We start from the raw sequence: 24,598 nt of genomic DNA, 5'->3' as shown, positions 1-24,598 counted from the left end.
GCCCTTCGGACGGACTCAGCTGGGGACGGACCGAGCTGGGGACGGACTCAGCTGGAGACGGTCTCGCTGGGGACGGTCTCGCCGCGGGAGATCGAGATCATCTCCTCGCGCGGGACGACCTTCACGCGGACGCGGCCCTGCGGTGCGCCGAGCGCCTGCTCGTGCTCGTCGAGGCGGTGCCAGCCGTCGAGGTCGGTGTAGGCGACGCCGCGCTCCTCGAGCAGGGCGACGACGGCCGACTCCTCGGGGTGCGCCGGAGTCCACCACGACGCCTGGTCGTTGAGCACGTGCCCGACGGTCTCCATCGCGTCCGACTTGGTGTGGCCGATGAGGCCGACCGGGCCGCGCTTGATCCAGCCGGTGGCGTAGACGCCGTGGACGGGCTGGTCCTGGTCGTCGAGCACCTGGCCCTCGCGGTTCGGGATCACGCCGCGCATCTCGTCGAACGGCAGGCCGTCGAGCGGGGAGCCGAAGTAGCCGACGGCGCGGTAGACGGCCTGCACCGCGATCTCGCGGATCTCGCCGGTGCCGCGGGTGCCGCCCTCGCCGTCCGGCTCGGTGCGCTCGTAGCGGATGGCGGACACGCGGCCGGTGCCGTCGTCGACGAGCTCGAGCGGCTTGGCCCAGAAGTGCAGGTGCAGGCGGCGCGAGGCGGAGCCGACCTCGCGGGTGCGCCACTGGTTCAGCACCCGGTTGATCACCATGACCTGCTTGTTCGTCTCGATCGCGGCCTGCGAGGCGGGGTCGAGCACGAAGTCCTCGTCGGCGACGATCATGTCGACGTCGCGCAGCTCGCCGAGCTCGCGCAGCTCCAGCGGGGTGAACTTCACCTGCGCCGGTCCGCGGCGGCCGAAGACGTGCACGTCGGTGACGGGCGACGCGGCCAGCGCCTCGTAGACGTTCGGCGGCACCTCGGTGGGCAGGAGGTCCTCGGCGTGCTTCGCGAGCATCCGCGAGACGTCGAGCGCGACGTTGCCGTTGCCGATCACGGCGACGGAGGAGGCCTCGAGCGGCCAGGTGCGCGGCACGTCGGGGTGCCCGTCGAACCAGCTGACGAAGTCGGCGGCGCCGTAGGAGCCCTCGAGCTCGACCCCGGGGACGTCCAGCGGTGCGTCGCGGATCGCCCCGGTCGAGAAGATCACCGCGTTGTAGTGCCGCTTGAGGTCCTCGAGGGTGATGTCGGTGCCGAAGTGCACGTTGCCGAAGATCCGGATGTCGCCGCGGTCGAGCACCTCGCGGAGCGCCGTGATGATGCCCTTGATGCGCGGGTGGTCCGGGGCGACCCCGTAGCGGACGAGTCCGTACGGCGCCGGCAGGTGCTCGAACAGGTCGATCGAGACGTCGTACTTCTTCTCGGCCTTGATCATCAGGTCGGCGGCGTAGATGCCCGCGGGACCCGCGCCGACGATGGCCAGCCTGAGCTTGGTCATTGCATTCCTCCTGCCGGGGCGCCGAGGCGCGGCTCCGGACTCATTCACTGCGGCGCTCGAATGCGCGCCGCGACGGTTCGGTCAGCCGTTGCGGTCGACGACCGTGTCCGCGAAGCGCGTGAGCGCCTTGCGGACCGGGCCGTCGGGCAGCGGGGCGAGGGCGGCGACGGCCTCGTCGGCCCAGCGGTGGGCCTCGGCGAGGGTCTGCGCCGTCACGGGGTGGTCGCGCAGCTGCGCGATGGCGTCGGAGATGTCGGCGCTCTGCTCGTCGGTGTGCGCGATCGCGTCGTTGCTGCGGCTGACGTAGCTCTCGATGCGCGCGAGCAGCACGGCCGCGTCGCGATCGGAGGCGGCGCGCTCGCGCAGGCGCAGGATCGGCAGCGTGGAGACGCCGGCGCGGATGTCGGTCCCCGGGTTCTTGCCGGTCTCCTCCGGCTGCGGCGAGAGGTCGATGACGTCGTCGACGATCTGGAAGGCGACGCCGATCTTCTCGCCGAAGACGCGGACCGCCTCCTCGAACGGGGCGGGCGCCTCGGAGAAGACGACGCCGGTGCGCGCCGCGGCGGCGATCAGGGAGCCGGTCTTGTCGGCCAGCACGCCGAGGTAGTGCTCGACCGGGTCCTCGCCCTCGCTCGGCCCGACCGTCTCGTGCAGCTGGCCGAGGACGAGGCGCTCGAAGGTGTCGGTCTGCAGGCGGATCGCCCGCTCGCCGAGCTCCGTCATCAGCTGGTTCGCCCGGGCGAAGAGCAGGTCGCCGGTGAGGATCGCGACGTTGTTGCCCCAGACGGTCTGCGCCGAGGGGACGCCGCGGCGCTTCTCCGCCTCGTCCATGACGTCGTCGTGGTAGAGCGAGCCGAGGTGGGTGATCTCGATGGCCTGAGCGGCGCTGAGCACCTCGGCGGTGTTGCCCCGACCGAGCTGCGCGGTGAGCAGGGTGAGCATCGGGCGCACCCGCTTGCCGCCGGCCTCGAGCAGGTACCGCGTCGAGACGTCGGCGACCGCGTCCGCGAAGGACAGCTGCTGGACCATGCCGGCCTCGACCCGCTCGAGCCCGTCATCGATGGAGCGCGCGAGGGCGCGGTCCGGCGCGGTCGAGAAGATGCGCTCGGAGAGGCCGAGCTGCGCCGTCAGGGACGGACTGCGGCGGGCGACGGGCGCACTGGCGTTCACACTCAAACCCTAACGTCTCGGCCCGGCAGACCCCTGGGCGCGCATCAGGTCGCCGCGATCGGCTTGATCCCGCGGTGCAGCGCCACGATCCCGGCGGTGAGGTCGCGGTAGGCGACGCGCTCGAAGCCGGCGGCGCGCAGCCAGCCCGCGACGACCTTCTGCTCGGGCCAGGCGCGGATGGAGTCGCCGAGGTAGTCGTAGGCCGGGTCGTTGGACGACGCGAGGCCGACGATCACGGGCATGACCTTCGACAGGTAGAAGTCGTAGGCCGCGGCGAGGGGCTTGAGCGGCGGGGTGGAGAACTCGCAGATCACGACGCGACCGCCCGGCTTCACCACGCGGAAGAACTCGGCGAGCGCCGTCCGCGGCTCGGCGACGTTGCGCAGGCCGAAGGAGATGGTCACGGCGTCGAACGACTCGTCCTCGAAGGGCAGGTCCATCGCGTCGGCCTGCACGAACTCGATCCGCTCGTCGTCGCGGTGCCGCTGCCGGCCGACCGCGATCATCCCGCGAGAGAAGTCGGCGGCGACGACGTCCGCGCCCGAGCGGGCCAGGGAGGCGCTCGAGGTGCCGGTGCCGGCCGCGACGTCGAGGATGCGCTCGCCGGGAGCCGGATTGACGGCCCGCGTCGTCGCGATGCGCCAGAGGTGGTCGTTGCCGACGGAGAGGACGGTGTTCGTCAGGTCGTAGGCGGGCGCCACCGTGTCGAACATGGCCGCGACCTCGTCGGGTCGCTTGGTGAGGTCTGCCTTAGTCACGAGCAACGAGTCTAGGGCGACAGGCGGGGCGGCGGCTGTGCATCCGCCGCCCCGGCACCGCTCGCCGTGACTCGGCATCCGGGGGAGGGACGCCGGGCCGGGGCAGTAGCGCCGGGGCCGCCTTGCTCCGCCTAGCTGCGGCGGCCCCGGACGACTAGAAAGTAGCAGCGGGCCCCCGGGCGAGGGCGTTCGCGGCGCACAACGTCTCACCTTCCGGCGCGGGCGTACTGTGGAGGAGTGACGTCGATCGGGGCCGGGGCTCCTCCCCTCCATGCCGAGACGACTCCTCTCGACGGCCCGCAGGAGCTGATCCGCCGCGTCGATCCGCTGTCTCCGCTGCTCTGGCAGCGCGGCGGCGACGGGCTGGCCGGGATCGGCGAGGCGCTGCGCCTGGAGTTCTCGGGGCCGGATCGGATCCGCGAGGCCTCTGCAGCGTGGCGCGCAGTGTCGGCTTCGACGGTCGTCGAGGACCCGCTCGGAGTGCCGGGGACGGGTCTGGTGGCGTTCGGCGCCTTCGCCTTCTCGAGCGGCTCGAGCGCGCGCAGCGTCCTGATCGTGCCGAGTGTCGTGATCGGCTCGCGCGGCGGGCGGTCGTGGCTGACCAGGATCCGGCCGGCGGACGAGCCCGCGGACGCCGGCGCCGTCCCCGCGGCGGTTCCCTACGGCGACGAGTACCGCCTGCCCCTCCTCCCCGGTGCGATGTCCCCCGCGGACTACCGCGCCGCCGTGGCCTCGGCCGTCGGCACGATCCGCTCCGGAGCGCTCGACAAGGTCGTCCTCGCCCGCGATCTCCAGGGTCGGCTCCCCCGCGCGGCCGACCGCCGCCGCCTGCTCCGCGATCTCGCGAACGGCTACCCCGACTGCTGGACGTTCTCGGTCGACGGCTTCCTCGGGGCCAGCCCGGAGACGCTCGTCGGAGTGGACCACGGCGCGATCACCGCCCGCGTCCTCGCCGGCACCAGCGCCCGCGGCGCCGACGCCGAGGAGGACGCCGCGATCGCCCGCGCCCTGCTCACCAGCGCGAAGGACCGCTCCGAGCACGCCTTCGCGATCGCGAGCCTCCTGCGCGAGCTGGAGCCGCACACCGGCGCACTGACGACGACCCCCGAGCCCTTCGCCCTGAAGCTGCCGAATCTGTGGCACCTCGCGACCGACGTCCGCGGCACGCTCGACGACGCCTCGACCGCGCTCGACCTCGTCGACGCCCTGCATCCGACCGCGGCCGTCGCCGGGACCCCGACGGATCGCGCCCTCGCACTGCTCGAGGAGCTCGAGCCCTTCGACCGCGGCCGCTACGCCGGCCCGGTCGGCTGGATCGACGGCAGGGGCGACGGAGAGTGGGCCGTGGGCCTGCGCAGCGCCCAGGTCACGGCGGACGGAGGCGTCACCGCCTGGGCCGGCGCGGGCATCGTCGCCGACAGCGACCCGGCGGCGGAGCTCGCCGAGACCGGGATGAAGTTCCGCCCCGTCCTCGACGCCTTCGGCTGACCGCCGCTCGGGACGGCCCGGCGCTCGAAGCGCTGCCGACCGGGGTTCCAGGAGTCGCCGGGCTAGCGGGCGAGGGCGATCTCGACGATGCCTGGGCCGTCACCCGGCGAGGTGAGCGCCTGCTCCAGCTCGCCGCGGGTGGCGACGAGGCGGTGCGACCAGCCGTACGCCTTCGCCAGCGACGCGATGTCGACGGTCTGCGGGGTGAACTGCACACGGTCGAAGGCGTCGGGCGCCGAGCTGGAGGCGACCTCGAGCCCGTCGAAGATGGTGCCGCCGCCGTCGTTGACGACGACGAGCTGCACGCGGGGGCGGCGCTCGCCCGGCGCGAGGAGCAGGCCGCCCGCCTCGTGCAGCAGGGTCAGATCGCCGAGGACGACGCGGGTCGCGCCTCCCGAACCGGCATGGCGACCCTGCGAGGCCACGGCGATGCCGAGCGCGGTCGAGACCGTGCCGTCGATGCCCGCGAGGCCGCGGTTGGAGTGCACGGTGATCTTCTTGCCGGGCAGCGAGCCGTCCGCGACTCGGATGAGGCGCGAGGCGCCGAAGAGCAGGCGGTCGTGCGGCCAGGTCACGCGCCAGACGGCGGCGACGACGAACTCCCGGGTGAGCGGAGCGCGGATCGCGGTCAGGGCGTTGCGGGCGTAGCCGCGGCGGTCCTCCAGCGACATCGAGCCGCTGTCGGGGGCCTCGGCGATCGCATCGGGGTCGGCGTCGGCCAGCAGGGCACGACTCGCGGAGATCCAGGAGCCGGCCCAGGCGCGCTCCGCCCGCTCGGGACGCGGCGAGTCGTCGGGGCGGAGGACCTGAAGCGCGCGGGCGCTTCGGGCGCGCCTGCCCGGGTTGTAGAACTCGCGGCGGCCGCGGTCGACGACGATCACCTCGACGTCGTCGCGGCGCAGCAGCTCCGGCACCTCGCGGGAGAGGGTGGGATGGCCGAGGACGATCGCGCGGCGCACGCGCCCGCCGAACTCCGGCTCGGCGAGGAGGCGGCGCCAGGACACGACCAGCTGCGGGCCGAAGCGCGCGCCGGAGGAGACCTCCGCGAGCAGCGGCCAGTCGCCGGCCCGCGCGAGCGCCTCGGCCTCGGCGCCGGCCTTGTCGCCCGCGATGACGACCGTCAGCGGCTCCTCCGGGCCGGCCATGATCGTCTCCGCGACGACCGCCGAGTCCGCTGCGGGCGCGGCGGAGCCGGGCTCCGGCACCTCGAACGCGGGGAGGCGCGAGGACAGCGGGTCGCGGAAGGCGAGGTTGAGGTGCACGGGACCGCCGGGGCGGGTCGCGGCGGCGAGAGCCCGGTCGGCCAGGGCGGCGACCGCCGCCGAGTCGGTCTGCGCGTCGGGGGCGGCGACGTCCTCGAAGAGCCGGACGGCCCGGCCGAACAGCTCCACCTGGTCGGTCGTCTGGTTGGAGCGGATGCCGCGCAGCTCCTCCGGGCGGTCGGCGGTGAGCACGATCAGCGGCACGTCCGACGCGTCGGCCTCCAGCACGGCGGGGTGCAGGTTGGCGGTCGCGGTGCCGGACGTGGTGATCAGGACCGCTGGCGTCCCCGTCTCGAGGGCGAGTCCGAGGGCCAGGAAGCCGGCCGAGCGCTCGTCGATCCGCACGTGCAGCCGGACGCAGCCGCGGGTCTCCAGCTCGGCGGCGACGAGGGCGAGCGCCTGGGAGCGCGATCCGGGAGACACGACGACGTCGCGGACGCCGAGCGCGACGAAGCGGGTGAGGAGGTCGACCGCGAGGCGGGTGGAGGGGGCGACCGGAGCCGCGTCAGGCATCCCGGCGGCCGGTGCCGTCGGACTCGCCCGAGTCGTCCAGGTCGGCGAGGTCGCGCTCGAGCTGGGCGATGCGCTCGGCCTGCTCGCGCTCCTGCTCCGGATCCTTCTCCCGGCGGAGGGTGCCGAGGAAGTCGGGGTCGTCGTCGGGCGCCGTGTACCGGCGACCCTCGGAGCGCTGCTTGCGCGGGCGGCCGATCCAGAACCAGAGGCCGGCGCCGATGAGCGGGAGGAGCAGGACGACGAGGACCCAGGACCACTTGGGGATGGCGCGCACCGCGTGCCGGTTGCTCATGGCGACGTCGATCACGGTGTAGACCGTGAAGACGGCGAGGGCCACGAGCAGGCCGATGACGAGGCGGATCATGGGATCCAGTCTACGTCCGGCGTCCTCGAAGGAACCCGGCGCACGGATGCTGGACAGGGACCTCCCGGGGTGCTCACGGACGCGTGTGCGGGGGGCGACGTACACTTGCCCGGTGAAACTGAGCCGCGCGGTCGTCGTCTACTCGCTCCTGCGTCTGGCCATGTTCGCCGGCGTCTTCGTGCTGGTGTACCTGCCGGCGCGCTCTTTCGTCGACTCCGAGCTCACCGCGGCCGTCACCGCCGGCTTCGTCGCGGCGATCGCGAGCATGTCGCTCTCGTACATCGTGCTGCGGAAGCCGCGCGAGCGGATCGCCGAGGCGATCTACGAGCGGCGCAAGGACGTGCCGCGCGCGCCCACCGACGACGACATCGAGGACGCCGCCGTCGACGCGGCCCGCGACGGGCGCCCGGGCGCCTGACCCCGCCGCGAGTGGAGCCCTCGTAGCGGGCGCGTTCTCGCTGAGTGAGCAGCACGCACGGCGGACGCACCGTCCCCTGCTGATCGAGTAGCGCGCGAAGCGCGCGTATCGAGATCCACCGACGCCCGCACGGTGGTCTGCAGACTCGGCGTTTCGGTGCCTGCGGGTCTCGATACGCCCCTCCGGGGCTACTCGACCAGCAACAGTGCCGGCCTACTCGACCGCCATGAGTGCGGGGCTGCTCGAGGAGCAGAGCGTCAGAAGGCGAGGGCGGCGCCGAGGATGGCGGCGTAGGCGAGGCCGGCCAGGCTCGTGAGCTGCAGGGCGAGGATGAGCTCCTTGGCCGTGCGGGCCGTCAGCGTGATCAGGATGGCGGGCAGCACCGCCAGCAGGACGAAGAGCGTCAGCCAGGCCAGCGGGTAGAACAGTGCGAGCACGACGGCGATGCCGAACGGCACGAGCACGAAGGCGCTGTAGAGCGCGCGGGCGACGGTCGGACCGACGACGACCGCGAGCGTCCGCTTGCCGGAGAGGCGATCGGTCGGGATGTCGCGGATGTTGTTGACCATCAGCACCGCGCAGGCGAACAGGCCGGCCGCGACGGCGCCGAGCCAGGACTCCTGGTTCGCGCGGCCGATCTGCACGAACGTCGTGCCGACGGTGGCGACGAGCCCGAAGAAGACGAAGACGAAGAGCTCGCCGAGACCGAGGTAGCCGTAGGGCCGCCGGCCGCCGGTGTAGAACCAGGCGGCGGCGATGGCGGCCGCGCCGACGATGAGGAACCACCAGAATCCGGAGAGGATCGTGAGCACGAGGCCCGCGACTCCCGCGATGCCGAAGAAGACGAGGGCGACGGTGAGGACGGCGCGGGGCTTCGCCGCTCCCGAGCCGGTGAGGCGGGAGGGGCCGACGCGGTTGGCGTCGGTGCCGCGGATGCCGTCGGAGTAGTCGTTGGCGTAGTTCACGCCGATCTGCAGGGCGAGGGCGACGACCAGGCAGAGCAGGGCTCGCACCCAGTGCCAGCCCTCGTCCGTCACCTGGGTGGCGCCGGTGCCGATCAGGACGGGCGCGATGGCGAGCGGGAGCGTCCGCAGCCGCGCGCCGGCGATCCACTCGCGCGGGCCTGCGGGCTCGACGGCGACGCGGCGGGGATCGCCGCCGGGGCGACCGCTCCGGGGCTTCGCCGACGGCTTCTTCTTGCGACTCGAACTCGACACGGAGGGAATCCTACCGAGTGGTCCATGCGCGTCCCGGGCCGTCGGCCGCCGGATGAGGCGTCGTTCTCCGCCCCCGTCCGGGCCTGTCGTCAGACCCCGTCGGCCGCCGCGAGGCTCTCGAGTGCGCGGCGATCGGGCTTGCCCGAGGCGAGCAGCGGGATCTCCGCGAGGGCGAGGACGGCCGCCGGACCGGCCGCGCGGCCGAGCCGCTCGACGACTGCGGAGCGCAGCCTCGCCAGGTCGACGCCCGCAGCCGCCGTCGCGACGACCGGCACCTCGCCCCACTGCGCATCCGAGCGACGCACCACGACCGCGTCGGGCAGGAGCCCGTCGCGCAGCACCCGCTCCACGGCGTCCAGCGAGACCTTCTCCCCGCCCGAGACGATCACCCGGTCGAGGCGGCCGGTGACGCTCAGGCGACCGTCGACGACGACGCCGGCGTCGCCGGTGCGGTACCAGCGCTCGCCCTCGAGCGAGACGAAGGCGGCGGCGCTGCGCTCGGCGTCGAGACCGCCGTCCGCGTCGAGGTAGCCCTCCGCGAGAGTCGGGCCGCCGAGGAGGACCTGGCCGTCGACGACCCGCATCCGCACGTCCCGCAGCGGGACGCCGTCGTAGACGCAGCCGCCGGCGGTCTCGCTCGAGCCGTAGGTGAGCCGGATCCGCACGCCGAGCGCGGCGGCCCGCTCGCGCAGCGTCTGCGGCGTCGACTGGCCGCCGATCAGCAGCGCGTCGAAGGTGGCGAGGACGGCGGCCTGGGCGGGGTCGCTCTCGGCGAGGTCGAGCAGACGGGCGAGCTGCACGGGCACCAGCGACGAGTAGCGCCGCTCCGATGCGGGCATCGCCCGCGCGAGGGCGAGGAAGGCGGCGGCGTCGAAGCCGCCGGCCGGCAGCACGACAGGGTCGGCGTCGGCGGTCAGCGAGCGGACCAGGACCTGCACGCCCGCCACGTAGTGCGTCGGCAGGCAGAGCAGCCACCGGCCGGGACCGCCGAGCTCGGTGAGGGTGGCGGAGGCGCTGGTCAGCAGCGCCGAGGTGGCGAGCGCCACGCGCTTGGGCGGACCGGACGAGCCGGAGGTCTCGACGACGACGGCGACGCGCTGCGGGACGACCGCGGCCCCGTCGGAGCCCGCCGACCCCGGGGGTGCGATCCGGACCGCGGGGCCGCTGCCGTCGAGCGCCGCGCGCAGGGCGATGAGCACCTTCTCCGGGGCCGGATCGACGGAGGCGAGCGGGCGGGTCATCGCCGCGCCGCCGTGCTCAGAACTGCCACGGGAACGGCGACCAGTCGGGAGCGCGCTTCTCGAGGAAGGAGTCGCGCCCCTCGACGGCCTCGTCGGTGCCGTAGGCGAGGCGGGTGGTCTCGCCGGCGAAGAGCTGCTGGCCGACCAGGCCGTCGTCGACCGCGTTGAAGGCGTACTTGAGCATCCGGATCGCGGTGGGCGACTTGGTCAGGATCGTCTCCGCCCACTCCAGGGCGGTCGCCTCGAGCTCGGCGTGCGGGACGACCGCGTTCACGGCGCCCATCTCGTACGCGCGCTGGGCCGAGTACTCGCGGGCGAGGAAGAAGACCTCGCGGGCGGCCTTCTGGCCGATCTGCCGGGCGAAGTACGCGGAGCCGTAGCCGGCGTCGAACGAGCCGACGTCGGCGTCGGTCTGCTTGAAGCGGCCGTGCTCGGCGGAGGCGATGGTCAGATCGCAGACGACGTGCAGGGAGTGCCCGCCGCCCGCGGCCCAACCGGGGACCGCGGCGATGACGACCTTCGGCATGAAGCGGATCAGCCGCTGCACCTCGAGGATGTGCAGGCGGCCGTTGCGCGCGGAGTCGATGCCCTCCGCGGTCTCGCCGTCGGAGTAGCGGTAGCCGTCGCGGCCGCGGATCCGCTGGTCGCCGCCGGAGCAGAACGCCCAGCCGCCGTCGCGCGGGCTCGGCCCGTTGCCGGTGAGGATCACGACGCCGATGCGCGGGTTCGTCCGGGCGTCCTCGAGCGCCCGGAACAGCTCGTCGACGGTGCGCGGGCGGAACGCGTTGCGCACCTCCGGGCGGTCGAACGCGACCCGGGCGATGCGGCCCGACCGGTCGTGGTGGTAGGTGATGTCCTCGAGACCGTCGAACCCGTCGACGGGGGCCCAGCGGCGCGCGTCGAACAGCTCGGAAACCTGCGTGCTCATGGGTCCGACCCTACTGTCGGGGGCTGGGGGCGGGATCTCCGGAGGCCCGCACGGCGCACCCCCCGCTGGTCGAGGAGCCCGAAGGGCGTATCGAGACCCCTGTCGCCGGAACTGCGGGCGACGGGGATCTCGATACGCCCGCTGCGCGGGCTACTCGATCAGCAAGACGCAGAAGAGGGACCCCTCTGATGCGGGGTCCCTCGACAGGTGGTGCGGTGGAGCTACTTGGCGGCGGAGGTGGTGCGGTTCTCGGCCGACACCATCCAGGCGTACTGCTCCAGGCTCTGGATGATCGCGTGGAGGAGGTCGGCGCTCGTCGGGTCCTCGTCGTCCACCTGGTCGTGCACCTCGCGCATGGTGGCGGCGGTGTTCTCGAGGCGGATGGTGATGAGGTCGACGGTCTCGGCCGTGTCGATCTCGCCGTGGGGGTACTCGGGCAGCGTCGTGGTCGCCGCGACGGTGTCGCTGCGGCCGTCCGGGATGCCGTGCAGGGCGCGCATGCGCTCGGCGATGTCGTCGCTGAACTCGCGGGCCGAGTCGATGATCTCGTCGAGCTGGAGGTGGAGGTCGCGGAAGTTCTTGCCGACGACGTTCCAGTGCGCCTGCTTGCCCTGGACGTGGAGCTCGATCAGGTCGACGAGCACGATCTGCAGGCTGTCGAGCAGCTCCTTGGAGGCCTTGAAGCCCTTCTCGGCGTTCTGGCGGCGGCTGGTCTTCGCTCCGGAGCCTGCGGGGGCTTCGACGTGGCGTTCGAGGGTGGTGGTCATGGACCGTTCCTTTCTCTGACAGTGCCGGGATGCGGAAAACCCGACTTCGAGTGTGACTCCTCCGGCTGGACGTCGCCCGGACGCGCGAGGTGCGCGACCTGGACGGCGCCGGGACAGGGAGGGCTGGACGGCCGCCGCAGAGCACGCGACGACCCGGTGGTCCGAGCCGTGCAGGAGCGGGGCCGCCCAGGGTGATGACTCCGGTCTACGCGCCCGGCGGGAGCCCCTCAACCGGGTTGCGCGAACCCGCCGGCGGGTCTAGCACGGCACCGACACGATCATCGGCGGCACCGTTGCAGGCCGCCGGAGCCGTCAGCGCGAGCCGACCTTCTCCGGGGCGAGCTCCTCGATGGTGATCGCGGCGTTGATCAGCGCCAGGTGGCTGAGGCCCTGCGGCAGGTTGCCCCAGAAGGCGAGGTCGTCGACGGCCACCATCTCGGACATGATCCCGACGTCGTTCGGCACGGTCGCGACCAGCTCGTCCATCAGCGCGATCGCCTCGTCGTGGCGGCCGACGCAGGCGAGTGAGCCGGCCAGCCAGAACGAGCAGGCGACGAAGGGGTGCTCCTCGGCCTCCATTCCGGAGTAGCGGAACATCAGCGCTCCGCGCCCCAGCTCCTTCACCAGGGCGTCGATGGTCGAGACCATCCGCTCGCTGCGCTCGTAGCCGCTCGGCGCGTGCAGCAGCACGGAGGCGTCCAGCTCCTCGGTGCCCGGGTACATCACGTAGGAGCCGAGCTCCTCGGACCAGCAGTTCTCCTCGATCCAGTCGCGGATGCGGTCGCGCTCGAAGCGCCAGCGGTCGGGGCTGCCCGCGACCTGGCCGAGCTCGGCGAGGTGCACTGCGGCGTCGAGCGCCTGCCAGCAGCCCATCTTCGAGGAGGTGTAGTGCTGCTCCTCCTCGAGCTCCCACATGCCGGCGTCGCGGTTGCGCCACAGATCGCAGGTGGTGTCGGCGATCCGCGCGAGCAGTCGGCCGGTGCCGATGTCGAGCACGTTGCCCGCGTCGACGTAGATGCGGCAGATGTCGAAGAGGTCGCCGAAGACGCCGAGCTGCAGCTGGCTCTGCGCGCCGTTGCCCGCGAGGACCGGGCCGATGCCCGCGTAGCCGGGGACGTCGTACTCGGTCAGGCCGGTCGGCAGCGAGCCGTCGAGACCGTAGAAGATGTGCAGGTCGGGCCCGTGCTCCTTGATGGTGCGCAGGAGCCAGGAGATCGCGGCGTGCGTCTCCTCGCGCAGCCCGAAGCGGACCAGCGCGTGCGCGGTGTAGGCGGCGTCCCGCACCCAAGCAAAGCGGTAGTCCCAGTTCTTGTTGCCGTTGGGCGATTCCGGGAGCGAGGTGGTGGCCGCCGCCGCGATCGCCCCGGTGGGCGAGTAGATCAGCAGCTTGAGCGCGAGCGCGCTGCGCTGCACCGCCTCGGACCAGGGGCCGTCGTAGGAGAACTCGTCCGACCAGGACTGCCAGCTCTCGATCGTGCGGTCGATGCCGCGGTCGACGTTCACCGCGTCGGGGAAGTGCAGCGGCTCGTCGTGGGTGGCCGAGATCACCAGGACGTGGCGCTCGCCGTCGGCGGTCGCGACGAAGGAGCCGGCGAGCTCGTCGCCGGCGCCGGAGGGCGCGGCCTCGTCGACGGGGCCGTGGTCCTTGCCGGTGACGCCGATGGTGATGTCGCCCGCGCGGATCAGCGAGCGTCCGTCGGCGTTCTGGATCCACGGCGAGAAGGTGCCGAGGCCGGTGCCGGGGCGGACGGCCCAGCGCATCCGGACCTCGCCGTCGGTGCACTCGATGCGGCGGGCCAGCTCGGCCCACGGGAGGCGGCCGGCGATGCCGGTGACGAGCGCGTCGGTGACCGTCACGGTGCCGGACTCGGTGGTGAAGGTGGTCTCGAGCACGTTCGTCTCGTGCACGTAGCGGCGGGTCGACTCCGCGGGCTCCTCGGGGGCGAGCTCGATGCAGCCGCCGGTGGCGGGGTCGACGAGCGCGGCGAAGGCAGGGGTCGAGCCGAGATCGGGGACGGGCATCCAGTCGACGCTGCCGTCGCTCGCGATCAGCGCGACCGTCCTCCCGTCGCCGATCGCCGCGTAGTCGCGCAGGGGTCTGGTCGCTCGGGGTTGGGCCATGCCCTCACGCTAGGCGGCGGGCCGAGGATCTGCTCGGGCTTGCGGGGCCACCGCGGTGCCGGTACCGGGAGGGCCGGTGCGGGGCGTCAGGTGGCCGCGACGCCGCCGAACGCCTGCATCCGCTCCGTGAACTCGCTCCGGTCGCCCTCCTCGAGCACGCTGTTGGCGTAGCCGGCGAGGAACGCGCCGCTCGCGGGCGGCGTGAGACCGACGTCGTCGAGCATCCCCTCCACCTCGCCGGTGCTGTCGGCGGAGAGATCGACGAGGCCGATCTCGATCGCGGGCACGTCCTCGACCGTGGAGTAGGCGGTGACGATCCAGAGCGCGGCGCCCGCCTCCTCGTCGCTCAGGCCGCCCTCGTACTCGTAGCCGACCTCCGACCACTCGGCGGGGGTGTCGGCGACGTCGACCGCGTCGAAGCCCAGAGGCGCGACGGCGGCGGTGAAGACGTCGACCACGGCCTGCTTCGCGGCGTCGGAGGAGAGGTCGGCGTCGGCGTACTCGGTCGCGGAGATGTAGTCGTAGAGCAGCGAGGGCCCGCCGTAGCCGTTCTCCGAGCGCTCGTAGTACTCGTCGTCGGCCGAGGTCCAGCCGTCGAGGACGGTCGACTCGATCGCCGCGACGGCCGCCTCGGACTGCGCGATCGCCTCCTCGGCGGAGGGCTGCGCGAGAACGAAGGCGGCGTCGCCGTCCTGGTAGCCGGGGTAGTCGTAGAGCGGATCGGTCGGGTCGCCGGTGCCCGGGTCGTCGGTCGCCTCGCCGAACGGCTCGTCGGTGAAGCCGGGCAGCTCGGTGGGCAGGGCGTCGGCGGTCGCGTCGATCGCGGTGCCGACGCCGAGGGCCAGCAGCGTGCCGAGCACGCCGGTGTAGACGACGCCGACGACGACGCTGGTGGCGAGCGCGACCCAGCCGCCGGTGCCGAGCGGACGCGGCGCACCCGGGAGGCCGGCCGGAGCGACCGGGGGCGGGCCCGCCTGGGCCGGGTCGGCCGGGGGCGGGCTCAGGTGTTCGTGGCTCATCGCGTCCCTCCGGGGTCGAGCGTCGTCGACGTCAGTCTCGCACGGGCGGAGCGCTGCTCCGGAGGGTCCGCGTGCGCCCGTCCCGGGCGGATGCCGAGGCGGAGGATGATGGGCGGATGGACGATGTCGTGCCTCCCGCTCCCCTGCTCTCCGCCCCCCTGCCCTCCCTCGGCGAGGTCGACGCGGGGCTCCGCGTCGTCGCGCTGCCGCTGCGGACGCGCTTCCGCGGCGTCGACCACCGCGAGATCGCGCTGGTGCGCGGGCCGGAGGGCTGGACGGAGTTCTCGCCCTTCCTCGAGTACGGGCCGGCCGAGTCGGCCGCGTGGCTCCGCGCCGCCCTCGACTACGGCTGGAGCGAGCAGCCCGCTCCCCTGCGCGACCGGATCCCCGTGAACGCGACCGTGCCGGCGGTCGATCCCGCCGAGGTCGCCGGGATCCTCGCGAGCTACCACGGCTGCCGCACCGCGAAGGTGAAGGTGGCGGAGCGCGGCCAGACGCTCGCCGACGACGTGGCGCGGGTCGCCGAGGTGCGCCGCGTGCTCGGGCCGGAGGGCCGCATCCGGGTGGACGCGAACGGCGGCTGGAACGTCGACGAGGCGGAGCACGCGGTGCACGCCCTCGCGGGGTCCGACCTGGAGTACGTCGAGCAGCCCTGCGCGAGCGTCGACGAGCTCGCCGATCTGCGCCGCCGGGTGAAGTGGATGGGCATCCCGGTCGCCGCGGACGAGAGCGTGCGCAAGGCCGCTGATCCGCTCGCCGTCGCCCGGGCCGGCGCCGCCGATCTGCTCGTGGTGAAGGCCCAGCCGCTCGGCGGGGTGCGGCGGGCTCTCGAGATCGTCACCGAGGCGGGGCTGCCCGCGGTGGTCTCGAGCGCCCTCGACAGCTCGGTGGGGCTGGCGATGGGAGCGGCGCTCGCCGCGGCACTGCCCGAGCTGCCCTACGACTGCGGACTCGGCACCGCCTCGCTGCTCGCCGCGGACGTCACCGAGCGGCCGCTGCGCCCGGTCGGCGGCGCGATCCCGGTGGAGCGGGTCGAGGTGTCGGAGGCGCTGCTGCTGCGCCACTCGGTCTCGCCGGAGCGGCTGGAGTGGTGGCGCGATCGCCTCCGCGAGACCTGGGCGCTGCTCTGAGGCGCTGCTGAGGCGCTCCGCCCCCGTCCGATCAGGCGGGCGGGGCGAGCACCGCGATGACGGCGGAGTCGTCCGCCGCCGCGAGCCCGTGGGCCGCGCCGAGCAGGAAGAGCTGCTCGGCCGCCGCGGCCACCGGCGTCGCGAGCCCGGCTCCGCGAGCGGCCGCCGTGACGATGCCGAGGTCCTTGACGAAGATGTCGAGCCGGCTGAGCACCTCCGCCCCGCCCTCCTCGCCGGCCTGGAGCATCCGTGGCCCGCGATTGCCGAGCATGAAGGAGCCGGCCGCTCCGGCCGAGAGCGTCTCGAGCGTGGCCGCCGGGTCGAGGCCGAGCTTCTCGGCCAGCGCGAGCGCCTCGGCCGCGGCCGCGATGTGCACGCCGCAGAGCAGCTGGTTGACGGTCTTGAAGGCCTGGCCGTCGCCCGGGCGGTCGCCGATGATGCTGAGGGTCGACGCGAGCAGGTCGAGCACGGGCCGCGCCTGCGCGCGGGCGGCGGGGGTCGCGCCGACCACGATCAGCAGATCGCCCGCCCCCGCCCGCACCGGCCCGCCGCTGAGCGGGGCGTCGACCAGGTCGACCCCGTGCTCGGCGAGCGCCGCCGCGACGTCGACGACGTCGGTGATGCCGACGGTGCTGGTCATGATCACGACCGAGCCGGGGCGCAGCGCGGTCGCGATCCCCTCCGCGCCGTCCGCACCGAAGAGGACCTCGCGGAGCTGGGCGCTGTTGCGCACGGCGAGCAGGGTCGCGTCGGCGCCGGCCACCGCTTCGCGGGCCGAGCCGAACGGCGTGATCCCGGCCTCGCGGGCCAGCGCGAGACGCGGCTCGGCGATGTCGAAGCCGTGCACGGTGAGCGAGCCGGCGAGGCGCGTCGCCATCGGCAGGCCCATCGCGCCGAGCCCGAGGACGGCGACGGTGTACTCCGAGGCGGGGGTGGGAGCGGGGTCGAGCGTGGTCACGGGGTCCTCCAGGGGGGTTCGGGGCGAGTGCGCCGTCACAGCGCGGGAGCGCGGAGCGTCGCGACGACCTGCGCCAGCGACTCGTCGTCACCTACGTTGCCGGCGAAGACGATGTAGGGGATGCCCGCGGCCGGGCCCTCGACGGGCTCCCAGAGCGAGACCAGTCCGGGCAGCATCGGTCCGCGCACGATCGCGCGCCGGATGCCGAGGCCCTTCGAGGCGACGTCGCTCGAGGTGATGCCGCCCTTCGCGATGACGAAGCGCGGGCGGACCCGGGCGAGGACGCCCTGAACGACGGCGACGACGGCCGCGGAGACCTGCCGTGAGATGTCGAGGCTCTCCTGCGGGTCGTCGCTGCGGCGGAGCGAGCGGCTGGTGTGCACGGCGACGTCGCCCCCGGCGAGCGCCGTCACCGCCTGCTCGACGAGCTCGTCCAGGTGCGCGGGGGCGCGATCGGGATCGACGGCGCGGTCGACGTCGATCTCGAGGGTCGCGCGGAGCGAGCCGGTCGCCGAGAGCCGCGCGAGCTGGCGCGAGGTGAGGCCGACGTGCGAGCCGACGACGACGAGACCGCCGCGCGCGCGCTCGTCCGCGTCGGATCCGCTCGGGAAGACCTCGGCGGCGGAGAGCGGCGGGCGCACCTCCTGGCCGATGCGGGCGCGGACGAACGGCGGGCCGACCCGGTAGAGCACCCGCAGGCCCGCCTCCTCCGCCTGCGCGAGCCCGAGCGCGAGCAGCCGCAGGTCGTCCTCGGTGACCGCGTCGACGACCACCGGCACCCCGTCGCGGAGCGGAGCGAGCACGCCGGCGATCGCGTCGGCGCCCGCCCGCACCGTCTCGAGCCCGAGCGCGACGACGCGGTCGGCCGGCCAGCGCCCGTCGGTCTTCTCCGCCACCCACTCGCGCAGGTCGGAGTGCGCGTAGCCGAAGGTGGAGTCGCGGGCGAACTCGGTCTCGGCGACCGGCTGGAGTCCCTCCGGTCCGCGCATGTAGTGGACGCCGCCGATCGTGATCCGTCCCGCGTCCGGGAAGGCGGGAACGACGATCACGGCGTCGACCGCGCCGTCGAGCGCCGCGGTGATCGCGTCGGTCTCGAGCGGGAAGTGCCCGCGCAGTGTCGAGTCGCCGCGGCTGACGAAGGCGACGGGCACGTCGATCGCGCGGGCGGCGGCGAGCGCGCTCGCCACGACCGCGCTGTTGCGCTCGGCGGCATCCGCCGGAGCGAGGCTGCGCGTGTTGGTGAGGACGTAGACGGCCGGCGCTCCGGTCGCGAGCGCCCAGCGGAGGTCGTCCTCCGCCCACGCGGTCAGCACCGGCAGGTCGGCGACCGACTGCGTGCCGGTGGGGTCGTCGTCCAGGACGACCAGGATCGGCGTGCGGTCCGTGCGCGTGCCGACCACGGCCGCGGCCGTGACGGGCACCTCCGCCGGGAACTGCTGCAGCAGCGTCGTCTCCGAGATCACCGGTACTCCTTCGTCCTGGGGTATCAGATATCTTACAAGCAGTCGGCGCCGCGCCGGAAGAGCGCAGCGGGGACGAGGCCGAGGCGGGTCTCGATACGCCGCCTGCGGCGGCTACTCGACCAGCAGGCAGGCCCCCTTGCCGATCGAGTAGCCCGCGAACTCCTGCGCGAGTAGCCTCCGGGCATGACGAGCCCTCTCCCGGAACGGCGGCACCTGCTCGAGGACCTGATCGAGCGCGGCAATCTCGCCGACGTCGACCTCGCGACAATGTTCGGCTCCCCCGCGATCCGCCACCGCGGGCGGATCGTCTGCTTCCTCGGCTCCGACGACCGGCTGATCGTGAAGCTCACCCGGGCGGACACCGTCGCGCTGATCGAGAGCGGTGCCGCCGACCCGGTCGTGATGGGCAGGCGGACCCTGCGCGAGTGGGTGAGCGTGCCGCGCGAGGCTCCGGACACCGCAGCGCTGGAGCGCTGGCGGCCGCTCGCCGCGACCGCGCTGGGCTACGCGCGGGCCGCACTCGCGGGGTCGGGGCCGTCGGAGGCGGGGGCGCCGGGGAGCACGTAGCGCCGCAGGTCCTCGGCCGTCTGCGCGATGTGGTCGGCCATCGCGGCCCGGGAGGCGTCGGCGTCGCCGGAGCGGATCGCCTCGAGGACCGCGCGGTGCTTGACCAGGGCGTTCTCCTGGATCCGCACGAGCGCCGAGGTCTGCTCGCGCTTCGCCCGCATCACCTTCGCGAGCGGGGCGAAGACGGCCGCGACGAAGACGTTGCCGGTCGCGGAGAGGATCACGTCGTGGAAGGCGATGTCGGCGGCGACGAAGGCGGCGAGGTCGCCGCGGTCGTGCGCGGCGGTCATCCGCTCGAGCTCCTCCTCCATCCGGGCGAGATCGGCGTCGGAGCGGCGGGCGGCGGCGAGCGCCGAGGCGCCGGTCTCGATCATCTCGCGCACCTCGATCAGGTGCAGCGAGGCGGCGTCCGAGTCGGTCCCGGAGGCGGTCGCACGCAGGATCGGCTCCAGGTCGCTCCAGCGCTCGACCGGATTGACCGAGCCGCGCTTGCCGCGGCGCGCGTCGATGACGTTGAGGCCCTGCAGGCGGCCGAGCGCCTCGCGCATGGTCGCGCGGCTGACGTCGTGGGCGAGGGCCAGCTCGCCCTCGCTCGGCAGCTCGGAGCCGATCGGGATGCGACCGGCGACGATCTCGTCGAGCAGCGCGTCGGCGACGGTCGAGACGAGCGACGGTCGCGGCACGGCGCCTCCTCGTCTCGGGCGCCGGCCGGACGGCGGGCGCTGGTTCAGGCTACCCGCGGTCGGGGCGACGGCGCCGGAGGGCCAGAATGGACGTGCTCCGGCCGCCGATGCCCGCCGCACCCCTCCCCCTTCTTCGAGCATCGGAGTCCCGTGACCGCACCGACCGTCCCCGTGTTCCTCGACTGCGACACCGGCATCGACGACTCCCTCGCCCTCGCCTATCTGCTGCGCTCCCCTCTCGCCGAGCTCGTCGGCGTCAGCACGGTCAGCGGCAACACCGACGCCCGGCAGGCGGCGGTCAACAGCCTCGGCCTGCTCGCGCTCGCCGGCCGGACCGACGTCCCGGTCGCGGTGGGCGCGCACGACTTCCTCGAGGAGCCGTACTCGGGCGGGTCGCCGCACGTGCACGGCGAGAACGGCATCGGCGGGGTGCTGCTGCCCGCCGGCGCGGATCCGGTGGACGAGGACCCGGCCGATCTGCTCCTCCGGCTCGCGCGCGAGCACCGCGGCGAGCTGCGGCTGGTCGCGATCGGCCCGCTGACGAATCTGGCGCTCGCGCTGCGGAAGCACCCGGAGCTGCCGTCGCTGCTGCACTCGGTGACCGTGATGGGCGGTGCGGGGCTCGCGCCGGGCAACGTCTCGGCGGTCGCGGAGGCGAACATCTGGCACGATCCCGCGGCGGCCGCCGAGGTCGTCGCGGCGGACTGGGACCTCACGCTGGTCCCGCTGGACGTGACGATGAAGCATTTGCTGAACGAGGAGCAGCGCGACGTCCTGACCGGCTCGGCGGACCCGCTGGCGGCGGCGATCGGGCACGCGCTCGACTACTACTTCGACTTCTACGTGGGCCACTTCGGCGACCGGACGGCGGCGCTGCACGACCCGATGGCCGCCGCGATCGCCGTCGGCGCGCTCGAGCTCTCCTCCGCCCCGCGCGTCCCCGTCGCCGTCGACACGTCCTTCGGTCCGGGCCGCGGCCAGACCCTCCCCGACCTCCGCGGCATCTACCGCGACGTCCACCCCGAGGGCTCCCACCCCCGCTTCGTCCTCGCCCTGGCCGCCCCCTTCGCCCCGCACCTGATCGACGTGATCACCGGCGCCTGACCCGGCCCTACAGCCGCCCGCCGGCCCGCTGCTCGAGCGGAGGCGCCACGGGCGCCCGCGGCGAGGACGCGACGTCCACCGGCAGGCGGGTCTCGATACGCCGCCTACGGCGGCTACTCGACCAGCGGGGGGGCGTGCACGTCCGCCCAGCTCCCCCTCGATCGCTCGTCGCACAGCGACGGCGCCGCTCGCGTGGCTCGTCGCGCAGCGACGGCCTGCCCCGTTCGCTCGTCGCACAGCGACGGCGCCGCTCCGCCGGCTCGTCGCGCAGCGACGGCCCCACCCCCTCGTCAGCACTCGATCTGCGGGTGCTGGTGGGTGTGATCGCAAGGCGGAGGAGGGGTGCGTAGCGGAGCTACGGACCCCGACGACAACGCCGCGAGCGCGCCCGCCAGCGCCCGCAGATCACATGCCGGTGTCGAGGCCGGAGTAGGCGTGGAGCCCCTTGAAGAACACGTTGACGACGCCGAAGTTGAACATGACGGCGGAGAAGCCGATGATGGCGAGCCAGGCGGAGGGGGTGCCGCGCCAGCCGCGGGTGGCGCGGGCGTGGATGTAGCCGGCGTAGATGGTCCAGATGATGAAGGTCCAGACCTCCTTGGTGTCCCAGCCCCAGTAGCGGCCCCAGGCCTTCTCGGCCCAGACGGCGCCGGCGATGAGGGTGAAGGTCCAGAGGATGAACCCGATGATGGTGACGCGGTAGGCGAGGTTCTCGAGTGTCAGCGAGCTGGGGAGGGTGCGCAGGAAGCGGAGGACGCCGGGTGCGTTCTCGCCGCTGGTCTCCCTCCGGGACTGGAGCAGCTGGGTGACGGAGAGCGCGAAGCCGAGAGCGAAGAAGGCGGTGCCGAGGATCGCGACGAGCACGTGGATGACGAGCCAGTAGGACTGGAGTGCCGGCGGCAGCGGGACGACGTCGACGTAGTAGTTGACGGTGGCGACGCCGAGGAGCACGAGGACGAGGCCGGTGATGAACGCGCCGAGGAAGCGGAGGTCCCAGCGGAGCTGGACGGCGAGGAAGACGCCGATGATGAGGACGGTCCCGGTGATCGAGAACTCGTACATGTTGGCCCAGGGCACGCGGCCGGCGGCGATGCCGCGGAGGACGGTGGCTCCGACGTGCAGGACGAAGGCGAGGAGCGTGAGCGAGAAGCCGATCCGCATGGCCTTCGACCGGGAGGGCGCGTTGTAGACCTCGTCCTCGACGCGGCTGCCGAGGCGGGAGAGCGTCGCGGTGCGGCCGTTGCCGCTCGCTGAGCCGACGGAGGCGACCGTGGCCTTGCCGCTCGCGGCGCGGTCGGCGGCGGCGCTGGAGGCGACGCGCTCGGCCTCGCGGACGACCTCGATCGACTCGCCGTCGGCGATCGACGAGCGCCGGGCGAGGTCGATGGCGAAGAAGATGAAGGCCAGGGCGTAGATGCCCATGGCGGAGTAGAGGCACAGCACGGAGTACTGCGAGAGGGTCTCGATCACCCCTTCAGGGTATGCGACGGCGCCGTGAGGCGCCCCTGCACACATGCACAGGTTCAGTACTTGCGCCCGGGCGCCGGAGCGCTCCGGCGTCAGGGCTGGTCGAGCGGCGCGTGCCGGTCGGCGATCGCGCGGACCGCGCGGGTGAGCTGCGGGTCCTCGCCGCGGGCGAGTCCGGCGTACTCGAGCAGCAGTCCGCCGTCCGGCGCGGCCGTCGCCTTCACCCAGACGCGCCGGCGGGGCACGAAGAGCGAGGTGAGCAGCCCTGCGAGCACGAGGATCGCGAAGAGCAGCACCCAGCCCTGGGTCGCGTCGTGGTGGATGTCGAACGACGCGAAGCGCTTGACGCTGTCCGTCCCGACGACCGAGGTGTCCGCTCCGACGTTGTCGAAGGTGACGGTGCCGAGTCCGTTGGGCAGGTCGGCGGAGTCGCCCGGCTTGAGCGTGATCGAGGGAACGCCGGTCTGCCCGCCGGTGAGCCGGGTGAGCGTGTCGGTGTTCAGCACGTAGACCGAGGTCGGCACCCCGCCGTCGAGGCCCAGGTCGCCCTCGAAGACGTTGAGCGAGAGGACCGGGTACTGCAGGTCCGGGAAGATCGAGGTCGACGCTCCGGAGGCCAGCTCGTCCTGGGTCGGGTAGAAGAAGCCGGTCAGCCCGACCTGCTCCGCGAGCCCGTCGGTCACCTTGACGACGCCGACCGAGGTCAGATTCGCGTCCTGCGGCAGGAACGGCACCGAGTCGGTGAAGATCGCCTTCCCCGAGGGGTCCCGCACGGTGATGGTGGGCGCGTAGCCGTTGCCGAGCAGGTAGACGTTGGTGCCGCCGACCGCGAGCGGGTCGTTGACCTTGATCGTCTCGTCGGAGGAGTCTCCGTCGCGCTGCGTGGTCGTCACGTGCGCGGTGAAGTCGACCGGCTGGCCGAGCGCCTGCTGGTTCTGCTCCTCGTACTTCACATCGAGCGAGTCGAGGGTCAGCTGGTACGGGTCGAGCTGGCTGCTGTCGAAGAAGCGGCCCGGGTTGAACGAGTCGTAGCCGGCCAGGTTGTTGGCGAAGCCCTGCGAGCCCTCGACCAGCACGCGCTGGCCGCTGTAGCCGAAGCCGCCGCCGATGCCCACGGCGACGAGGATGCCGACGAGCGCGGAGTGGAAGACCAGGTTGCCGGTCTCGCGGAGGTAGCCGCGCTCGGCGGAGACGCTCGACCAGCGCCCGCGCGGGTCGTCGTGCCGCTCGATGCGGTAGCCCGCCCGGCGCAGGACGGCCTGCGCGGAGGCGATCGCCTCCTCCTCGCTCGCCCCGTCGACCTCGCGGACGGTGTAGCCGGCGAGGCGCTGCAGGCGGGCGGGAGTGCGCGGCGGCCGCGAGCGCATCGCCTCGAAGTGGTGCTTCGTCCGCGGGATGATGCAGCCGATCAGCGAGACGAACAGCAGCAGGTAGATGCTGGAGAACCACGCCGAGGTGTAGGTGTCGAAGGCCTGCACCTTGTCGAGCAGCGGCGCGAGATCCGGATTGTCGACGAAGTACTGGGTGACGCCGTTGGGGTCGGACGAGCGCTGCGGCACGAGCGAGCCGGGGACCGCCGCGATCGCGAGCAGCAGCAGCAGGAACAGCGCCGTGCGCATGCTGGTGAGCTGGCGCCACATCCAGCGGACCCAGCCGGTGAAGCCGAGGGTCGGCTGCGTGATCGAGCCGTCGGAGTCGAAGTGGTCGGCGGGACGGAAGGACGCGTCCGCCTTCTGCTGGGTCGCGTCGGCCGGGTCGGTACCGGGTGCGGTGCTCGAGTCGGACTCAGAGCGCGGGCTGGAAGCCATCGATCACCTCGAAGAGTGCTCCGTAGACGAGGGTGTTCCACAGGCCCGTGACCATCAGGACTCCGATCAGGACGAGGGCGATGCCGCCGGCGATGTTGATCGCGCGGATGTGGCGCTTCACGAAGGCGAGGGTGCTGGTGACCCAGCTGAAGCCGAAGGCCACCAGGAGGAAGGGGATGCCGAGGCCGAGGCAGTAGACGAGCGCCAGCAGCGCACCGCGCCACGGCGAGCCGGCGCCGTAGCTCAGGGCGAGGATCGACGTCAGCGTGGGGCCGAGGCACGGCGTCCAGCCGACGCCGAAGACGATGCCGAGCAGCGGCGCGCCGATCAGCCCGGTCGCGGGGCGGAAGCCGGGCCGGAGGGTGCGCTGGAGGAAGGAGAACTGGCCGATGAAGACGAGTCCCATCGCGATCACGAACACCCCGAGGACGCGGGTGATCACGTCGCCGTACGCGCGCATCCAGTAGCCGACCGACCCGGCGGCGAGCCCGTAGAGCACGAACACCAGCGAGAAGCCGAGCACGAACAGCAGCACGCCCAGCACCACGCGGCGGCGGCCGCGGGCCGCGCGCTCGTCGGCGTCGGTGAAGCCGCCCACGTAGGCGAGGTAGCCGGGAACGAGCGGGAGCACGCACGGCGAGGCGAACGAGACGAGCCCGGCCAGCAGCGCGATCGGCACCGCGAGCAGGAGCTGGCCGCTGACGACGACCTCGTTCATCCGG

The 24,598-nt window shown here is 73.3% G+C and carries 22 protein-coding genes; 5 read left to right on the top strand and 17 right to left on the bottom strand.

Annotation, left to right across the window (positions count from 1 at the left end; all coding sequences use genetic code 11):
- Positions 1-47 precede the first annotated feature (47 nt).
- The 3 genes from GSU72_RS04330 to ubiE form a co-directional block, all read right to left on the bottom strand.
- The gene (locus GSU72_RS04330) at positions 48-1,430 is read right to left on the bottom strand and encodes an FAD-dependent oxidoreductase (RefSeq protein ID WP_159983968.1); all 1,383 of its coding nucleotides are present in this window, start codon (positions 1,428-1,430) and stop codon (positions 48-50) included.
- Positions 1,431-1,511: 81 nt separating this feature from the next.
- A complete protein-coding gene (locus GSU72_RS04325) occupies positions 1,512-2,600 on the bottom strand; it encodes a polyprenyl synthetase family protein (protein ID WP_159983967.1) in 1,089 nt (362 codons plus the stop codon).
- A gap of 44 nt (positions 2,601-2,644) precedes the next feature.
- Positions 2,645-3,358 carry a bifunctional demethylmenaquinone methyltransferase/2-methoxy-6-polyprenyl-1,4-benzoquinol methylase UbiE gene (gene ubiE / locus GSU72_RS04320; RefSeq protein ID WP_159983966.1) on the bottom strand — a complete coding sequence of 238 codons (714 nt, stop codon included), beginning with the start codon at positions 3,356-3,358 and terminating at the stop codon, positions 2,645-2,647.
- Positions 3,359-3,595: 237 nt separating this feature from the next.
- Between ubiE and GSU72_RS04315 the strand changes: the two genes are divergently transcribed.
- A complete protein-coding gene (locus GSU72_RS04315; RefSeq protein ID WP_244255967.1) occupies positions 3,596-4,846 on the top strand; it encodes an isochorismate synthase in 1,251 nt (416 codons plus the stop codon).
- A gap of 62 nt (positions 4,847-4,908) precedes the next feature.
- On the opposite strand, the gene menD is transcribed toward GSU72_RS04315, so the two are convergent.
- Together menD and GSU72_RS04305 are read right to left on the bottom strand one after the other, a co-directional pair.
- The gene (menD, locus tag GSU72_RS04310) at positions 4,909-6,621 is read right to left on the bottom strand and encodes a 2-succinyl-5-enolpyruvyl-6-hydroxy-3-cyclohexene-1-carboxylic-acid synthase (protein ID WP_159983965.1); all 1,713 of its coding nucleotides are present in this window, start codon (positions 6,619-6,621) and stop codon (positions 4,909-4,911) included.
- Positions 6,614-6,985, bottom strand: coding sequence for a PLDc N-terminal domain-containing protein (locus tag GSU72_RS04305; protein WP_159983964.1), 372 nt, complete (start codon positions 6,983-6,985; stop codon positions 6,614-6,616). The genes menD and GSU72_RS04305 overlap by 8 nt, the downstream gene beginning before the upstream one ends.
- A gap of 112 nt (positions 6,986-7,097) precedes the next feature.
- Here GSU72_RS04305 and GSU72_RS04300 point away from each other — a divergent pair, with 112 nt between their 5' ends.
- Positions 7,098-7,403 (top strand): DUF4229 domain-containing protein, encoded by a 306-nt coding sequence (locus GSU72_RS04300; RefSeq protein ID WP_159983963.1) that lies wholly within the window; start codon positions 7,098-7,100, stop codon positions 7,401-7,403.
- Between the two features lie 257 nt (positions 7,404-7,660).
- Here GSU72_RS04300 and GSU72_RS04295 read toward each other — a convergent pair whose 3' ends face one another.
- The 6 genes from GSU72_RS04295 to GSU72_RS04270 form a co-directional block, all read right to left on the bottom strand.
- A complete protein-coding gene (locus GSU72_RS04295; RefSeq protein ID WP_159983962.1) occupies positions 7,661-8,620 on the bottom strand; it encodes a 1,4-dihydroxy-2-naphthoate polyprenyltransferase in 960 nt (319 codons plus the stop codon).
- Positions 8,621-8,709: 89 nt separating this feature from the next.
- Positions 8,710-9,861: an AMP-binding protein gene (locus GSU72_RS04290; protein WP_159983961.1), complete on the bottom strand. Its 1,152-nt coding sequence runs from the start codon at positions 9,859-9,861 to the stop codon at positions 8,710-8,712.
- A 16-nt stretch (positions 9,862-9,877) separates the two neighbouring features.
- On the bottom strand, positions 9,878-10,789 hold the full coding sequence (locus GSU72_RS04285; protein WP_159983960.1) for a 1,4-dihydroxy-2-naphthoyl-CoA synthase: 912 nt from the start codon (positions 10,787-10,789) through the stop codon (positions 9,878-9,880).
- 221 nt (positions 10,790-11,010) lie between these two features.
- Positions 11,011-11,556: a DNA starvation/stationary phase protection protein gene (locus tag GSU72_RS04280; protein ID WP_159983959.1), complete on the bottom strand. Its 546-nt coding sequence runs from the start codon at positions 11,554-11,556 to the stop codon at positions 11,011-11,013.
- A gap of 312 nt (positions 11,557-11,868) precedes the next feature.
- The gene (locus tag GSU72_RS04275; protein WP_159983958.1) at positions 11,869-13,677 is read right to left on the bottom strand and encodes a glycoside hydrolase family 15 protein; all 1,809 of its coding nucleotides are present in this window, start codon (positions 13,675-13,677) and stop codon (positions 11,869-11,871) included.
- A gap of 86 nt (positions 13,678-13,763) precedes the next feature.
- Entirely contained in the window at positions 13,764-14,696 is a 933-nt protein-coding gene (locus GSU72_RS04270) for a hypothetical protein (protein WP_159983957.1), read from the bottom strand.
- 116 nt (positions 14,697-14,812) lie between these two features.
- Between GSU72_RS04270 and GSU72_RS04265 the strand changes: the two genes are divergently transcribed.
- Positions 14,813-15,826 carry an o-succinylbenzoate synthase gene (locus GSU72_RS04265; RefSeq protein WP_159983956.1) on the top strand — a complete coding sequence of 338 codons (1,014 nt, stop codon included), beginning with the start codon at positions 14,813-14,815 and terminating at the stop codon, positions 15,824-15,826.
- 31 nt (positions 15,827-15,857) lie between these two features.
- Here GSU72_RS04265 and GSU72_RS04260 read toward each other — a convergent pair whose 3' ends face one another.
- Together GSU72_RS04260 and GSU72_RS04255 are read right to left on the bottom strand one after the other, a co-directional pair.
- Positions 15,858-16,784: an NAD(P)-dependent oxidoreductase gene (locus GSU72_RS04260; protein WP_279631724.1), complete on the bottom strand. Its 927-nt coding sequence runs from the start codon at positions 16,782-16,784 to the stop codon at positions 15,858-15,860.
- Positions 16,785-16,819: 35 nt separating this feature from the next.
- Positions 16,820-18,247, bottom strand: coding sequence for a four-carbon acid sugar kinase family protein (locus tag GSU72_RS04255; RefSeq protein WP_159983955.1), 1,428 nt, complete (start codon positions 18,245-18,247; stop codon positions 16,820-16,822).
- Between the two features lie 183 nt (positions 18,248-18,430).
- On the opposite strand from GSU72_RS04255, the gene GSU72_RS04250 reads away from it, so the two are divergent.
- Positions 18,431-18,814: a hypothetical protein gene (locus GSU72_RS04250; protein WP_159983954.1), complete on the top strand. Its 384-nt coding sequence runs from the start codon at positions 18,431-18,433 to the stop codon at positions 18,812-18,814.
- Here GSU72_RS04250 and GSU72_RS04245 read toward each other — a convergent pair.
- Positions 18,751-19,497: an FCD domain-containing protein gene (locus tag GSU72_RS04245; protein ID WP_159983953.1), complete on the bottom strand. Its 747-nt coding sequence runs from the start codon at positions 19,495-19,497 to the stop codon at positions 18,751-18,753. The two genes, GSU72_RS04250 and GSU72_RS04245, sit on opposite strands and share 64 nt — an antisense overlap.
- 150 nt (positions 19,498-19,647) lie before the next feature.
- Here GSU72_RS04245 and GSU72_RS04240 point away from each other — a divergent pair, with 150 nt between their 5' ends.
- Complete coding sequence (locus tag GSU72_RS04240; RefSeq protein ID WP_159983952.1) at positions 19,648-20,601, top strand: nucleoside hydrolase; 954 nt, start codon at positions 19,648-19,650, stop codon at positions 20,599-20,601.
- Between the two features lie 405 nt (positions 20,602-21,006).
- On the opposite strand, the gene ccsB is transcribed toward GSU72_RS04240, so the two are convergent.
- From ccsB to GSU72_RS04225, 3 genes are all read right to left on the bottom strand, one after another.
- Positions 21,007-22,023: a c-type cytochrome biogenesis protein CcsB gene (gene ccsB / locus GSU72_RS04235; protein ID WP_159986633.1), complete on the bottom strand. Its 1,017-nt coding sequence runs from the start codon at positions 22,021-22,023 to the stop codon at positions 21,007-21,009.
- 137 nt (positions 22,024-22,160) lie between these two features.
- Positions 22,161-23,876: a cytochrome c biogenesis protein ResB gene (locus GSU72_RS04230; protein ID WP_159983951.1), complete on the bottom strand. Its 1,716-nt coding sequence runs from the start codon at positions 23,874-23,876 to the stop codon at positions 22,161-22,163.
- Positions 23,854-24,594: a cytochrome c biogenesis protein CcdA gene (locus GSU72_RS04225; protein ID WP_159983950.1), complete on the bottom strand. Its 741-nt coding sequence runs from the start codon at positions 24,592-24,594 to the stop codon at positions 23,854-23,856. Before GSU72_RS04225 ends, GSU72_RS04230 begins: the two co-directional genes overlap by 23 nt.
- Between the last annotated feature and the right edge of the window lie 4 nt (positions 24,595-24,598).

Source organism: Rathayibacter sp. VKM Ac-2760 (assembly GCF_009834185.1).
Lineage (GTDB): Bacteria > Actinomycetota > Actinomycetes > Actinomycetales > Microbacteriaceae > Rathayibacter.
Note: the sequence above shows the minus strand (reverse complement) of the source record. Positions and strands in the feature narration are given on the sequence as shown.

Excerpts from the sequence above, each read along its gene's own strand:
- GSU72_RS04330 (WP_159983968.1), bottom strand. The coding sequence starts at position 1,430 with ATGACCAAGCTCAGGCTGGCCATCGTCGGCGCGGGTCCCGCGGGCATC.
- menD (WP_159983965.1), bottom strand. The coding sequence starts at position 6,621 with ATGCCTGACGCGGCTCCGGTCGCCCCCTCCACCCGCCTCGCGGTCGAC.
- GSU72_RS04305 (WP_159983964.1), bottom strand. The coding sequence starts at position 6,985 with ATGATCCGCCTCGTCATCGGCCTGCTCGTGGCCCTCGCCGTCTTCACG.
- GSU72_RS04290 (WP_159983961.1), bottom strand. The coding sequence starts at position 9,861 with ATGACCCGCCCGCTCGCCTCCGTCGATCCGGCCCCGGAGAAGGTGCTC.
- GSU72_RS04285 (WP_159983960.1), bottom strand. The coding sequence starts at position 10,789 with ATGAGCACGCAGGTTTCCGAGCTGTTCGACGCGCGCCGCTGGGCCCCC.
- GSU72_RS04280 (WP_159983959.1), bottom strand. The coding sequence starts at position 11,556 with ATGACCACCACCCTCGAACGCCACGTCGAAGCCCCCGCAGGCTCCGGA.
- GSU72_RS04275 (WP_159983958.1), bottom strand. The coding sequence starts at position 13,677 with ATGGCCCAACCCCGAGCGACCAGACCCCTGCGCGACTACGCGGCGATC.
- GSU72_RS04270 (WP_159983957.1), bottom strand. The coding sequence starts at position 14,696 with ATGAGCCACGAACACCTGAGCCCGCCCCCGGCCGACCCGGCCCAGGCG.
- GSU72_RS04265 (WP_159983956.1), top strand. The coding sequence starts at position 14,813 with ATGGACGATGTCGTGCCTCCCGCTCCCCTGCTCTCCGCCCCCCTGCCC.
- GSU72_RS04250 (WP_159983954.1), top strand. The coding sequence starts at position 18,431 with ATGACGAGCCCTCTCCCGGAACGGCGGCACCTGCTCGAGGACCTGATC.
- ccsB (WP_159986633.1), bottom strand. The coding sequence starts at position 22,023 with ATGGGCATCTACGCCCTGGCCTTCATCTTCTTCGCCATCGACCTCGCC.
- GSU72_RS04230 (WP_159983951.1), bottom strand. The coding sequence starts at position 23,876 with ATGGCTTCCAGCCCGCGCTCTGAGTCCGACTCGAGCACCGCACCCGGT.
- GSU72_RS04225 (WP_159983950.1), bottom strand. The coding sequence starts at position 24,594 with ATGAACGAGGTCGTCGTCAGCGGCCAGCTCCTGCTCGCGGTGCCGATC.